This window comes from Belnapia rosea, from assembly GCF_900101615.1.
Lineage (GTDB): Bacteria > Pseudomonadota > Alphaproteobacteria > Acetobacterales > Acetobacteraceae > Belnapia > Belnapia rosea.
Map to the genome: position 1 here is coordinate 45,188 of NZ_FMZX01000008.1, position 13,425 is coordinate 58,612.

The 13,425-nt window shown below is 72.9% G+C and carries 8 protein-coding genes; 2 read left to right on the plus strand and 6 right to left on the minus strand.

Annotated features, from left to right (window positions below; translation table 11 throughout):
* Nucleotides 1-53: 53 nt before the first annotated feature.
* The 3 genes from BLR02_RS14990 to BLR02_RS15000 are packed head-to-tail and all read right to left on the minus strand — an operon-like array spanning nucleotide 54 to nucleotide 9,119.
* Nucleotides 54-3,812, minus strand: coding sequence for a cellulose biosynthesis protein BcsC (locus tag BLR02_RS14990; RefSeq protein WP_176849587.1), 3,759 nt, complete (start codon nucleotides 3,810-3,812; stop codon nucleotides 54-56).
* A 13-nt stretch (nucleotides 3,813-3,825) separates the two neighbouring features.
* The gene (gene bcsA / locus BLR02_RS14995; protein WP_090663772.1) at nucleotides 3,826-8,295 is read right to left on the minus strand and encodes a UDP-forming cellulose synthase catalytic subunit; all 4,470 of its coding nucleotides are present in this window, start codon (nucleotides 8,293-8,295) and stop codon (nucleotides 3,826-3,828) included.
* The gene (locus tag BLR02_RS15000; protein WP_090663773.1) at nucleotides 8,292-9,119 is read right to left on the minus strand and encodes a cellulose synthase operon protein YhjQ/BcsQ; all 828 of its coding nucleotides are present in this window, start codon (nucleotides 9,117-9,119) and stop codon (nucleotides 8,292-8,294) included. The genes bcsA and BLR02_RS15000 overlap by 4 nt, the downstream gene beginning before the upstream one ends.
* Before the next feature lie 899 nt (nucleotides 9,120-10,018).
* Here BLR02_RS15000 and BLR02_RS29520 point away from each other — a divergent pair.
* Both BLR02_RS29520 and BLR02_RS15005 read left to right on the plus strand, forming a co-directional pair.
* Nucleotides 10,019-10,156, plus strand: coding sequence for a hypothetical protein (locus BLR02_RS29520; protein ID WP_176849588.1), 138 nt, complete (start codon nucleotides 10,019-10,021; stop codon nucleotides 10,154-10,156).
* Between the two features lie 12 nt (nucleotides 10,157-10,168).
* Nucleotides 10,169-10,894: a TVP38/TMEM64 family protein gene (locus BLR02_RS15005; RefSeq protein WP_090568541.1), complete on the plus strand. Its 726-nt coding sequence runs from the start codon at nucleotides 10,169-10,171 to the stop codon at nucleotides 10,892-10,894.
* Here the strand turns inward: BLR02_RS15005 and BLR02_RS15010 are convergent.
* Genes BLR02_RS15010 through BLR02_RS15020 form a run of 3 tightly spaced genes read right to left on the minus strand, consistent with a single transcriptional unit; the run spans nucleotide 10,848 to nucleotide 13,364 of the window.
* Complete coding sequence (locus BLR02_RS15010) at nucleotides 10,848-11,624, minus strand: SDR family NAD(P)-dependent oxidoreductase (protein ID WP_245704795.1); 777 nt, start codon at nucleotides 11,622-11,624, stop codon at nucleotides 10,848-10,850. The genes BLR02_RS15005 and BLR02_RS15010 overlap by 47 nt on opposite strands.
* The gene (locus tag BLR02_RS15015) at nucleotides 11,621-12,577 is read right to left on the minus strand and encodes an alpha/beta hydrolase (RefSeq protein ID WP_090663774.1); all 957 of its coding nucleotides are present in this window, start codon (nucleotides 12,575-12,577) and stop codon (nucleotides 11,621-11,623) included. Before BLR02_RS15015 ends, BLR02_RS15010 begins: the two co-directional genes overlap by 4 nt.
* Before the next feature lie 4 nt (nucleotides 12,578-12,581).
* Complete coding sequence (locus BLR02_RS15020; protein ID WP_176849589.1) at nucleotides 12,582-13,364, minus strand: alpha/beta fold hydrolase; 783 nt, start codon at nucleotides 13,362-13,364, stop codon at nucleotides 12,582-12,584.
* Nucleotides 13,365-13,425 lie beyond the last annotated feature (61 nt).

Genomic DNA, 13,425 nt, shown 5'->3' on the forward strand with positions numbered 1-13,425 from the left:
GCCTCGCCTCCCCGCCGTGGACGGCCAGGGCAGGCCATCGAGGCCCGGGAGGATCAGAACCGGTTGTTCAGCCGCAACAGGATGCGGGTCTCGTCGAAATTCGCCGCCTTGTCGTAGCGGAGCGCCCCGCCCAGGCTGAGCCGCGGCGTCAGCGCATAGTCGAGATCCGCCCGGATGCCGCCGATCAACCCGCTCGTCGACTGGCCCGGATAACGCGCCGACACGGTCGGGTCGGTGCGCGACAGGGCCACCGCCCGCGCCTGCATGTCCGGGTTGTTCGGGTAGAGGTCGGACTCGTTCTCCCGCCAGTTCACGTAGCCGATCGTCCCACCCACCCGGTAGCTCAAGTCGCCGATCCGGCTGCGGTAATCCACGGGGAAGTTGATCGCGGTGTAGCTCTGCGGGCTGTAGTAGCCGCCCTGGCCATAGGTGAAGTGGCGCAGGTTCTTGTCGAAGGCGAAGTAGACCAGGTCGACGCCGGCAGTGAGTTCCGTGTCGCCCTCGCGGATGATCGGATAGCCGAGGCCGAGCCCCGCCTCCGTCCGGCTGTTCCGCGCCACCTGGTCGCCCTCGTAGATGGCATAGCCGCCACCGGCGTAGATATAGCCGCGCCCGACCGGGACCTCGACCTGGCCGCGCCCGCCGGAGCGCGTCACGCCGCCCCAATACCGCCCCTGAACCGGGTCCCGCACCCCGGACCAGGACAGCAGGCTATCGGTGATCGCCCGCCGCTCGCCGGTGAAGCGCAGGCGGAGATTGTCGGTCACGGCCGGCGCCAGCTCGATCCCGCCCAGCAGGCTCGTGGTGTGGAAGCCGAGTGGCGTCGTCCCGACATCCGCCTTCAGCCAGTCGGAGCGGGTATAGCCGACCGAGAAGCCGACGCCGGAGGCCGTGCTCGTCCCCGAGCCTGCGGGGTTGCCGCTGATCAGGTTGGTGCCGAAGCGCCGCCGCGTATTCTCGTCGGTGCCGAGCTTGCCGCTGTCGATCGTCACCGGGCTGATGGTGGCGCTCAACCGCCCGCCGAGCGCCCCCGGCGTGACCGATGCCGTCACCGAGCCCGACAATTCGTTCAAGCGGTCCAGCCCGCGCGAGCCCGACCTTGCCCGGCCGCCGACCGTGCTCGTCACCCGCGGCGCCGTCTCCTCCTCGATCGCGGCGAGCTGCGTGGCGATGTCCTGCGCCACCGGGTCGCTCGGCAGCGCGACCAAGGGCGCCCGCCCCGGCGTGGGAACAAGGCCGCCACGGGCGAAGGGATTCTCCATGCCCGGAAAGGAGACAGGCGTGGCGCCACCGGCCTGGGCCATGGTGACCGGCCGCGCGACCTCCTGCTGCCGCTGCGCCGCGGCCAGCTCCAATGCCCTCCGCGCGCGTGTGTCCTGGCCGAAGGCGCGGGCCACGCGGGCCTCCAGCAGGGTCGCGCGCGCATCCTGCGGCGCCAGCGCCTGGGCTTCCGCCACCAGCGCCTCGGCCCGCGCACGGTCGCCCGCGGCGACGGCGGCATCCACCGCGCTCCGCCGCGCATCGAGGTCGCGCGGGTCCCGCGCCAGCACCTGCTCGGCCAGGCGCATCGCCTCGGCCGGGCGCCGGGCACCCTGGTAGAGCCGCGCCAGGGTCAGGCGCAGCTCCGGGCTGTCCGGATTGGCGGCCAGCGCCGGCCGCAGCCGCTCGAAGGCCCCCGCCTGGTCGCCCGCCTCGTTCAGCCGGTCGGCCGCGCGGATGGCGATGCCGGTGCGGAGCGAGGCAAGGTCGCGCCGCTGGTCGGCCGGCAGGCTCGACTGGTCGGCGGCATCGGCCAACGCCCCGGCCTCCGCCTCGAGCCCCGCGGCCAGCAACGCGCCGGCGATGGCAAGCTGCGCCCGCGCCCCGCCGCTGCGGTTCACCGTCTGGCCGACCCGCCCGGCCTCGGCCGCGCCGAAGCGGTCATTGACCGCGGCGAAGGCGCGGATGACGGCAGCGGCGGTCGCGCCTGAGGGATCCGGCCGCGCCGCCAGCATCAGCAGCCGCTGCCGCCCCTCGACATTGCCGGCCCGCAGCATATCGGCCGCGCGGGCGACCTCCGCGCCGGCCCGCGCCCGCTGCTGCAGCCGCGCCATGTCGGCGCTGCGCCGGCCGGGCGGGATGCGGTTGATCAGCGCCTCGACATCCGCCGCGCGGCCCTCCTCATCGGCGAAGAGCGCCGCGGCCATGACGGCCTCGGTAGTGGACTGGCGCGCCGCCAGCTCCTCCACCAGGGCGCGGCCCTCGCCGGCGCGGCCCTCGCGCCGCAGCGCCCGGGCGAGGTCGAGCCGCACCCAGGGATCGTTCGGCACCAGCGCCATCGCATTCCGCAGCAGCGTGCTGGCGACGACCGGGTCGGCGCTGCGCGCTGCCTCCTCACGGAGCTGCGCCGCCTGGGTCTCGTTGGGCGACAGCACCGGGCGCGGGGCGGAGACCGGCACCAGCTCGCTGAGCCGTCCCTGGGCCCGCAGCGCCTGGTTGAGCCCGGTCTGCGCCGGCACGAAATTCGGCCGCCGTCCGAGCGCGGTGCGGAAGCGCTGCTCCGCCGCCGCCGGGTCGTTGCGCTTCAGCGCCAGCTCGCCGAGCGCCACCTCGGCATCGGTCTTGTCCTCCGCCTCGCGGCGGCTGGCACGGCGGAGCACGGCATCCGCCTCGTCCAGCTTGCCGGCACGCAGCAGGGCACGGCCCTCGGCCAGCTCGGCGCCATAGCTCGCGCCATCCAGGGCGCGCTGCCATTGCGGCGCGCGGGCCGGGTCGGCGGCGATGGCGCGTTCGAGCAGCGCCCGCGCCTCCGCCGTCTTGCCCTCGCGCAGCCGCACGATGCCGAGGCCGCCGAGCGAGTCGGCATCATTCGGGTTGGCGGCGATGGCGGTCTCGAATTGCCGGTTGGCGTCGCGCAGCCCGCCGCTGTCGAGCCGGGCGAAGCCCTCGCGCCGCGCCTCGGAGCCGGGGTCGGGCGGCGGCGCCGAGGCGCGCGCCGTTTCGATCCGCCGGCGCATCTCGGCATCATCGGGGAAGCGCTGGAGATAGGCATCGATCTGCGGCGAGGCCGCCGGGTCGCCGATGCCCCAGATCAGCGCCTGCCGCCAGGCCCGCCGCGCGTCGGTGCCGATGCCGGGCTGGTCGGCCAGCTCCGACAGGCGGCGGATGCCATCGGCCCGCGTGCCCGGCTGGTAGGTCAGGGTCTGGGCATAGGCGAGGCGCGAGCGCGCATCCGCATTCGGGCGGTCGGCGAGCCGCGCGAGCCCACGCCGCCCCTCCTCGCCCGCCGTCTCGGTGCCGGCGAGGGTCTGGTAGTATTCAAGGGCGAATTGCTCGGGTGGCCCGGCCGGGCCGAACAGCGACCGGTAGCGCGCCGCCGCCTCCGCCGCCTTGCCATCCCGTGCCAGTTGCCGGGCGGCATCCAGCGCGCCGCGGTCGATGCTGGCGCCGCGCACCGCGTTGTCCACCTGGCTGCGCTGCTCCTCCGTGGCGCCGGCGGCGCGCAGCCGGGAGAGATAGGTGGCTGCCGCGCTGCGGTTGTCGCGGGCCGCCTCGATCCGGGCGGCGACGGCGAGGGCGTTCGGGTTGTTCGGCTCGGCCGCCAGCGCCCGCTCGATCGAGAGGGCGGCGAGATCGGCGCGGTCCTGGCCCAGCCAGCGCTCGGCCTGCCGGATCAGCAATTCCACCCCCGCCCGGCCGGCGGCTGGCGTGGGCGCGAGGCTGGCCTGGGGTTGGGACTGGGCAGGGGCATCGGCCGCCGGTGCGGCCGGCGTCACCGCCGGCTGGGCCAGGCTGGCGGCGGGCGCCAGCAGCGCCAGGGCCCAGGGAGCCATCCGGGTCCGCATCTCAGTGGGCCTTCTCGACGGGGGTACGGGCGCGGAGCCGCATCGCCGCCCGGCGCCGCAGCATCCAGTAGAAGCAGCCGCCCATCGCCAGGGCCGCGGCCAGAAGGAGCAGCAGGGCGCGCTCCGGATGGTTGCCGAACCAGATCTGCGGCAGCAGCCACCAGGCGGGGTCGCCGGTCTCATAGCGCGGCATGGCGCGGTACGCCGTGACCGGGCCACCCGACATCACGACGACATCGCCCTGGATGCGGCGGGACTGCACCGGGTCGCGCAGGGCGCCGGCCATGGCGGCGACCGAGGCCTGGGTCGCGCCGGTGATGGCGACGATGGACTGGCCCGATTGCAGCGGGCTCTCGGCGCCGATGATGGCGCCCATCCCCTCGCCGCCATCAGCGATGGCCGCGGCGGCGCGGTTGCGCTCGCCCCGGGTCGCATCGCCGAGGAAGACCGCCCGCACATCCTGCAGCGCATCCGGCAGGGCAAGCACCAGCCGCTCGCCCTCCATCCGCACCGGCGTCTCCTTCAGCAGGGTGCCGAGCGCGGGCAGCCGGCCGAGCGGGCCGATCGCCAGCAGGTCGCGCCCGGCGACGGAGGACAGCCCGTTGCCATGCACCACCTGCAGCCCGGTCGAGGGCAGGCCGACGATGACGGCGAGCTGGCCGACGAGGTCGAGGAAGACCTGCGTCTCGGTCGCCGTCGGCCGCTCCGGCAGCAGCACCGCAGTGCCGGAGAGGTCGGCCATGCGGGTGAAGGGGAAGCCCGCCGAGGCGAAGAAGCCGAGATTGGGCATCCGCGCATAGCGGTGGATGCGGCTGAGGTCGATCGTGCTCTCCGGCTCCACGCTGGCGCGCAGGTCGCCCGGCGTCGCCACGCAGTCGCCGCGCGCCAGCGGGCGGAGGTCGAAGCGCAGCTGCAGCTCGTCCCGGCCGAGCAGCAGGTAGGGCGGCACGGTCGCGCTGCCGTGGCGGATCTCGGGGTCGCCGAAGATCCGCCGCCGCACCGCCTCGATCGGCCACCACATCTCGCCCGGCGCCAGCGGCAGCGAGCGCAGGTAGGTCTCCGAGACCGAGACGTCGAGCCGCGAGGCGGAGATGTCGACCACCGGGCCCGGCGGCGCGCGGAATTGCAGACTGACCGGGAAGCCGCCATTGCGCCAGGTGAGGATGTCGGGCGCGGTGCGCAGCGGTACGCGGATGGGCGCCGGCGCATAGCCGTTGCCCTGCAACTCGGTCTTTTCGACCAGGCTGCCGAGTGTCACCGGCCGGTCGGTCGCCACCCAGCGCGGCGAGTCATAGGGCTGGCGTGGCGCGACGGTGGGCTGGGAGACGCGGGCCATCTCCCCCGCCAGCGCGGCACGGCCGACCGCGAGCGCCGAGGCGGCGGCCGCCACCTCCGCCTCGGTCCGGCCGCCGAGCACCAGCAGCGTGCCGAAGCTGTCGGCGGGGTTGGCGACGAGGGCGATGGTCGGCCCCTCGAAACGCGGGAGGGCAAGGCCCGGCACGCCATCGGCACCGACCGCCAGCACCAGCGCGTCGCCCCGGGCGGGCGCGCGGCGCTCCACCGGGAAGGTCGCGCCGCGGTAGTCCGCCTGCACGGCGAACCAGGAGGCGGCGATGGCCGCGGCCCGCAGCGCGGTCGGGCCGGCATTCTCGGCCAGCACCACCGGCAGGGTCAGCGTGCCGCGCAACACCCGGCGGTCGAAGAGCGGCTCCGGCAGCCGCGCCAGGTCGCGCTGCGGCGGCAGGCGCTCGATCCGCATGGTCACGGTCGAGAGGTCGGAGACGGTCGCCCAGAGCAGGCCGGAGAGCGGGTCGTTGCACTCCACCGCGTAGCGGCCGGAGAAGCGGAAATTCAGCCGGTTGATCTCGCTGAAGAACAGCGGGTCGAGCGGGAATTCCAGCGGCCCGAAGGCCTGCTTCGCCGGATCGACCGGGATGGTGCCGACGAATTGCTCGTTCAGCGAGATGGCGATCTGCGACAGCGAGGGGATCAGCGACGGCGAGGTGCCGCCCGAGACGGAGAGCCGCGCCTCGGTCACCACCTCATCGGCGCGCAGGCCGAACTGCACGCCCTGCAGGTCGGAGATGCCGCGCAGCTGCATCGGCCCGCCAAGGCCGAGCTCGCGCAGCGTCGGGCGGATCTCCCGCACGCCATCCGCCGGCTCCGCGAAGGCCGGGCGCGCGGCCGGGCCGGGCGCCGGGGCGAGCGAGGGCAGCGGCTGCGCCAGCGCGGCGGAGGCGAAGCTCACCAGGCCGAGCAGCAGGCCGGTGACGGCCGCCGCCACCGGGCGCCGCCGCGGCTCCACCACGTCGGAGACGCGGGCCGGCTGGGGCGCCGCCGCGCCGGCGGGGGCGGGCCGCTGCACCGGCTTGTTCGGGAAGGCGATCCGGTACTTGCGGAACACCGCATCGGCCGTCGCCAGCACGACATTGGCGAGCGAGCGCAGCGGCTTGTCCACGGGCCAGTCGTCCCAGTGCAGCCAGGCATCCGGCCGGCCGAAGAAGACACGCGCGACGGCGGCCTCATCGGCCAGCGTCTCCACCATGAAGCGGAGGAAGACCTCGTCATCCACCCAGCGCAGCACCTCGGCCCGCACCTCGATCACCTCGCCGCAGGTCTCGAAGGCCACCGTCGCGCGGTCGCCATCGGCGGTGCCGAGCGGGCGGGCCAGGGTGATGCGCGCGCCCGAGAGGGAGATGTTCGAGGTATGCGCCTGGATGCTCTCGCCGCTGGCGAGCTTCAGGGTCGCCGGCACCACCGCGTCGGTCCGGGCACGGACGCGCATCTGCTCCCGCTCGCGCCCGACGGCGACGGCGGCCGAGGCGGGGATGACGCAGAGCGCCGCCCAGATGGTGTTCAGCAGGTAGGCGCGGAATTCCAGGGTGGAGCTGTCGGTGATGATGATGCCGACGATGCCGATGACGAGGCCGACCAGCAGCAGCCCGGTCAGCACCACCATGGCCATCACGGTCGGCAGGTCGAGATAGCCCTCCTCCACCATGCCGCCCTTGTCCGTCACGTTGAACTTGCCCTTGGTCGGGTCCCAAAGGGTCTTGAAGGTCACGGGAATGAGCTGCCAGGCGAGCGAGGCTTCATAGATCTCCGACCAGAAGGAGTGGCGGTGCTTGCCGTTCAGCCGCGCCGTGGTGGCGACCGCGTGGAACATGTGAGACCCCGCATAGGCGATGATGCCGAGCGGGCTCGCCGCGATCACGCTCTCGCCGAAGAAGAGGAAGGCGAGCGGCGAGGTGAGGAAGATGAGGCGCGGGATGGCGAAGAGGAAGCCGAAGCCGCCCATGAAGTAGCAAAGCCGCTGCCACCAGCCGAGGCCCTCGGCGACGATGGTCTTCTCCAGCCGCATGATCTGCATCATGCCGCGCGCCCAGCGCATCCGCTGGCCGACATGCAGCGAGAGGCGCTCCGTGGCGAGGCCGGAGGCGAGCGGCAGGCGGATATAGGCGGTGTGCCAGCCGCGCTTCTGCATCAGCAGGGAGCAGTGGCAGTCCTCGGTCACGGTGATATGCGGCACGCCGCCCACTTCCTCGAGCGCGGTGCGGCGGATGACGGCGCAGGAGCCGCAGAAGAAGGCGGCGTTCCACAGGTCGTTGCCCGGCTGGATGGCGCCGTAGAACAGCAGCCCCTCATTCGGCACCGGGCGCTTGCGGGCCAGGTTCCGCTCGAACGGGTCGGGCGAGTAGAAGTAGTGCGGCGTCTGCACCATGGCGATCCGCGCATCCCGCACCAGCCAGCCCACGGTGAGCTGGAGGAAGGAGCGGGTCGGCGCGTGGTCGCAGTCGAAGATGGCGATGAAGTCGCCCTTCGTGTAGCGCAGCGCGTGGTTGATGTTGCCGGCCTTGGCGCCCTTGTTGTCCGGGCGGATGATGTAGCCGCAGCCGCATTCCTCGGCGAACCGGCGGAATTCGGGCCGGCGACCGTCATCGAGGATGTAGACGTTCAGCTTGTCCCGCGGCCAGTCCATGCCCATCGCCGCCAGCACGGTCGGCCGCACCAGGTCGAGCGATTCGTTGTAGGAGGGCACGTAGACGTCGATGCTTGGCCATGTACTCGGGTCGGCCGGCAGCGGCACCGGCTTGCGGTCGAGCGGCCAGGATGTCTGCAGGTAGGACAGCGCCATCAGCAGGCCGGCATAGAGCTCGGCGAGGAAGAGCAGGACGCCGAGCACGATCTGCGGGATGGTCTCGAATTCCAGCGTGTCCGTCGCCCGCCAGTACAGGTAGCGGAAGGTGATGGTGATCGACATCACCACCAGCACCAGCCCCATCCGGCGCGACTGGAAGCGGTTCAGCACCAGGAAGGCGATGATGCCGCCGGTGGTCAGCACCGCCTGCTGCTCCGCCTGCATCGGCAGGGTGATGTAGATGAGGCAGCCAAGGATGCCGAGGGTGACGAGAAGGGCCCGCAACAACTGATGGCGGAGGCTCGGCGGGGCAGGAAAGACGGTGGCGCTCATCGCAGGCCCCAGTCGCTCAAGGCGGCGAAGCTGCCGCGTCGCCGCCCTTGCTGGCCCGGGGCGGCCAGTCGCAGCCGTGCGGCAATGGCATCGGTGACGGCCCGCAGGTCCTCGGCCGCGGGGCCGTCCCGCGCGTCGAGCAGCATGCGCTTGTCGCCCAGCGCCTCGGCCACCGCCTCATCGCGGCATACCGCACCGACCAGCCGCGCCCCCAGCGTCTCCGCCGCACCGTCGAAGACCGCGCTGGCCAGCGGCGCATCGAGATCCACCTGGTTCAGCACCACCACGCCCCGCTCCCCCGCCCGCGTCGCCAGCCGGCCGCGGCCGAGCCAGCGGTTGCTGGCGATCTGCGGGATCAGCGCCGCGCTGGCCGCGTCGGCCAGCAGCACCACCACCATGAGGTCCACCAGGGGCAGCAGGGCGCTCATCGCCGACGTCGGGCCGGGCGGGCTGTCGAGGATGACGATCCGCTCCGGGTCGGCCAGCATCTCGCGTACCGGCCCGACCAGCAGCTCCGGCTCGGCCTGCAGCGCCTGCGCGGTCTCGAGCGCGGCCAGAGGGTCGACCGTGCCATAGGGCAGGACGCGCACGCCGTAGCCGGTCTCGATCATTGCCTGCCGCCAGAGCGGGCGGCGCGTGATCTCGCCGAGGAAGCCGGACTCCTCGCGCAGCGGCAGGCCGAATTGCAGCCGCAGCGCATTCTGCGGGTCGAGATCGATCGCCAGCACCTGATGGCCGCGTTGCGCCAGCAGCGCCGCGACATGGGCCGCGAGGGTCGTCTTGCCGACCCCTCCCTTGGGCGAGACGAAAGCGATCAGTGGCATGGCGGCAGATGGCCTTTAGCCTGGCCAGGCACGCCGCGGCGTCGTGCCGCGCGGCCGGGGTGAATGGGAGGGCGGCGATAGCGGGGCAGCGGCCGGCGACCGCCCGAGCGCCGGCATGGCCGGGCGCGGCGCCGGCCGGCCGGAGGCCGGGACGCCGGACGGGAGAGCCGAGGGCGCCTCAGGTTCCGGCTCGGTGCCGATCTCCTGCAGCATGCGATAGCGCCGGGCGCCCCCACCCTGCGGGCGGGGCGCCACCTCGTCCCAGCGCCGGGGCGGTGACGGGGGGGCGACCGGCTGCGGCCTCGGCTCGGGCAGCGACGGCGCCGCGGCAGCGGCAGGCAGCGGCTCGGCGACCGGCGGGGATGGAAGGGGCGGAGGCGACGGGCGATGCGCAGCCGGCACCGCGACCACCACGGCCGGTTGGGCCGCAACGGGCTCGGGCGGTGGTATGGGGACAGGCGCGCCCGGGGCCGTCACCGGCTCGGGCGGCGCGGCGGTCACCAGGTCAGGGGCGGCAGGCGCCGGAGCTTCCTCCACAGCTTCCGGCTCAGGCGCGATGGGGACCGGGTCGAAGACAACGGCCGGAAAGGGGATATAGCGAAAGGCCCTCAGATCGCAGGCAGCAGCCACCCTTGCGACTTCACGCTCCACGGTCGAGCTGTCCCCAACGAACCATCGACATGATGTATGGCCCAACCTGCCGCCGCAACCATATGACGAACCGCATTTACACCTTCTTAGCAGTAAGGCGTTGCAGTTATGCTGGGGAACCACGCCGCAGGGCGGGAATCGGTGTAGGTTTTTGCAGCCTGAGGTTATATATTGACCCCAGGCTGCCAGCCAGGGTGGCCTGCGGTCGTTAACCGCTGATACTTGGATCGCCCCCGAGGACCCTGCCGATGCTCATCGAGCCCATCCGCGCCACCACCCGCTACGGCGACAGCGGCAAGACCAGCACCCTGCGCTATACGATCGGAAGCGCCCTCGTGATCGTGGTGCTGTTCGGCCTCTTCCTGCTCGCCGGGCTGGAAATCTAGCCCATTCGCTGGTTGCGGGACCGCCGACTCTGGCTCGCCCTCGGCGCCGTCGCGCTGATCCTCGGCCTGCGCCTCACCGGCCTCGGTGACCTGCTCTCGCTCGAGACGCTGCGCAATCACCGGGCGGAGCTTACCGGATGGGTCGCGGGGCATCGGCTCGGCGCCGCGCTCGCCTATGTCGCGCTCTACACGGCGGCCGTTGCCTTCTCCGTGCCCGGCGCCGTCATCCTGACCCTGGCGGGCGGCTTCCTCTTCGGTGCGCTCGCCGGCACGCTGCTGGCGGTGACGGGCGCCACCCTCGGTGCCGTCCTCGTCTTCCTCTTCGCCCGGGCGATCTTCGGCGAGGCCGCGCTCGACCGCCTTGGCGAGCGCGCGGGGCGGCTGGCCGAGGGCATCCGCCGCAATGCCTGGTCCTACCTGCTGGTGCTGCGGCTGGTGCCGCTCTTTCCCTTCTTCCTCGTCAACCTGGTGCCGGCCTTCGTCGGGGTGCGGCTACCGGTCTATGCGGTGACGACCTTCTTCGGGATCCTGCCGGGCACCGCCGTCTTCGCCCTCTCCGGCGCCGGGCTTGGCTCGGTGCTCGATTCGGGCGGGCCGCTCGAGTTGCGCTCCATCCTGACGCCGCAGATTCTCGGCGCGCTCTGCGGGCTGGCGGCCCTCTCGCTCGCCGCCATCCCGCTGAGGAACCGGTTCAGATCGCCGAATACCCCCCATCCACCGTCCAATTCGAGCCGGTGACGAAGCTCGCCCGGTCGGAGCAGAGCCAGACCACCGCCTCGGCAATCTCACCCGGCTGGCCGAAGCGGCCGAGCGCGGTGCGGGCGATGATCTTGTCCCCCCGGCGGCGCATCGACTCCTCGGTCATCGGCGTCTCGATATAGCCGGGGCAGACGGCATTCACCCGGATGTTCTCGGCCGCATGGTCGATCGCGGCCGCCTTGGTCAGCCCTACCACGCCATGCTTGCCGACCACATAGCCGGCCGCCCCCGGTAGCCCGCGCAGCCCGGCGATCGAGGCGGTGTTGACGATGGCGCCGCCACCCTGCTTCCGCATCTGCGCCACCTCATGCCGCAGGCAGCGCCAGACGCCGGTGAGGTTCACGTCCAGCAGCCGCTGCCAGGACGCCTCGGCCAGGTCGGCGGCGAGCACGCCCGTCGCATTCACCTGGTGTGGCGCGATCCCGGCATTGTTGAAGGCGCAGTCGAGCCCGCCGAAGGCGGCGACCGCAGCCGCCACCATGGCCTCCACCGCCGCGTCATCCGTCACGTCGCAGGCGATGGCGACCGCCTGGCCGCCCTGCGCCTCGATGGCGGCGACGGTGCCCTGCGCCGCCTCCAGCGTCTGGTCGGCCGCCGCCACCCAGGCGCCCTCGCGCGCGAAGGCCAGCGCCGTCGCCCGCCCGATGCCTGAGCCGGCGCCGGTGACGAGCGCCGACTTGCCGTCGAGCATGCCCTTGGCCGCGCTCACAGCGGGGCCTCCGGCTGCCAGTGATGCGCCAGCGCCAAGGCTGCCTGCCGCAGCACCAGCGCCGAGGCGGGGATGAACTTGCCCATGGTGAGGAAGGCATGGATCTGGTCGGCGAGGTGCAGGTAGGTCACCCGCACCCCGTCCTCCTCCAGCCGCCGCGCATAGGCGGTACCCTCATCCACCAGCGGATCATAGCCCGCCGTCATGACGAAGGCGGGCGGCGTGCCGGCCAGGCTGTTGGCCCGTAGCGGCGAGGCCTGCCACTCGTAGCGCCGCTTCGGCTCCGGCACGTAATGGTCGATGAACCAGCGCATGGTCTTGTCGGTGAGGATCAGCCCCTCGGTGAAGCGCTCATAGGCCGGGCGGTTCGCCGCCATGTCGGTGGCCGGATAGAGCAGCATCTGGTAGCCGACCGCCGGCACGCTGCCGTCGCGCCCCATCAGCGCCAGCACCGCGGCGAGGTTGCCGCCGGCGCTGTCGCCACCGACCGCCAGCCGGGCCGCGTCGATGCGAAGCTGCGCGGCATTCGCCACCACCCAGCGCAGCGCCGCGGCACTGTCCTCGACGGCGGCGGGATAGGGGTGTTCCGGCGCCATCCGGTAATCCACGGCGATCACGCAGCAGCGCGCCGCATTGGCCAGCAGGCGGCAGGGCTGGTCATGGCTGTCGAGGTCGCCGATCACCCAGCCGCCGCCATGCAGGAAGAGCAGGCAGGGCAGTGCCTCGCCGGCCTCGGTGCCGGCCGCGCGGTAGCGGCGCAGTCGGATCGGGCCGAGCGGGCCGGGGCAGGTCAGGTCCTCCACCTCGGCCACCGCCTCCGGCTCCGGCTGCAGCACGGCGCGGGACTTGGCCGAGGCGGCGCGTGCCTCCTCATGGCTCAGCGTGTGGATGGGCGGGCGGCCCATCTCGCGGATCAGGTCGAGGACGCGCTGCGCGCCGGGATCGATGGGCATGGGTTCAGCCTGTCCAGGAAAGGATTGCGGAAGCGACCTCGTCCGGCCGGTCGAGCTCGGCCAGGTGGCCGGCACCGGGGATGAGGCGGACCTCGTTCGGCCCGGCGAGCCGCGCGGCAATGCGCCCGGCATAGGCCGGCGGCATGAGACGGTCCTGCTCGCCCCAGAGGACGAGGGTCGGCGAGGAGATCAGCGGCAGACGCCGCTCGAGCCGCGTATTGCCGAGCGGCCAGAAGATGCGCGCCGCCGCCTCGGAGGCACGGGTCTGCTCGATCGGCCATTCGACCGAATTGGCCCCCTCGGGCATCGCCTTCAGCGCCCGCCACCGCTCAGGATCGGCGCACATCAGAGCCGGCACCTGGTCGCCACGCTGGGCCCAGGGGTCGGCCGGAGGGTCGTCATCCTCGAACAGGCCGAAGGGGGCGGAGAGCACCAGCTTGCGGACCGAATTGGGCCAGATCGCCGCCATCTCGGCCGCCATGGAGGCGCCGACCGAGCTGCCCGCCAGATCCGCCCCGTCGAGGCCGGCGGCGAGGATGGTCTGCCGCACCGCCAGCACCCAGTCGAGATGGCTGTCGAGCACGCTATGCCCCCGGTCGCCGCCCGGGAAGCCCGGCAGGGAGGGAACGATGACGGTGCGCGTCTCCGCCAGCCGGTCGAGAAAGGGGATCCAGCGCGGCAGTCCGCCGAAGCCGGCGAGGAAGCCGAGCGGCGCGCCACTGCCCTTCCGCCAGACCCGGGTCGGGAAGCCGTTGATCTCGACGGTGAAGAGTTCGGGCTCGCTCATCGCAGGGATGCGCGGGGAACAGTCGTCATGGCAGGTCCCTCCGATGGCATCGGGCGGCTCT

Bases quoted from the DNA above. Each gene is read 5' to 3' on its own strand.
- BLR02_RS15020 (WP_176849589.1), bottom strand. From the start codon at position 13,364: ATGAGCGAGCCCGAACTCTTCACCGTCGAGATCAACGGCTTCCCGACC.
- bcsA (WP_090663772.1), bottom strand. From the start codon at position 8,295: ATGAGCGCCACCGTCTTTCCTGCCCCGCCGAGCCTCCGCCATCAGTTG.
- BLR02_RS29520 (WP_176849588.1), top strand. From the start codon at position 10,019: ATGCTCATCGAGCCCATCCGCGCCACCACCCGCTACGGCGACAGCGGC.
- BLR02_RS14990 (WP_176849587.1), bottom strand. From the start codon at position 3,812: ATGGCTCCCTGGGCCCTGGCGCTGCTGGCGCCCGCCGCCAGCCTGGCC.
- BLR02_RS15015 (WP_090663774.1), bottom strand. From the start codon at position 12,577: ATGCCCATCGATCCCGGCGCGCAGCGCGTCCTCGACCTGATCCGCGAG.
- BLR02_RS15000 (WP_090663773.1), bottom strand. From the start codon at position 9,119: ATGCCACTGATCGCTTTCGTCTCGCCCAAGGGAGGGGTCGGCAAGACG.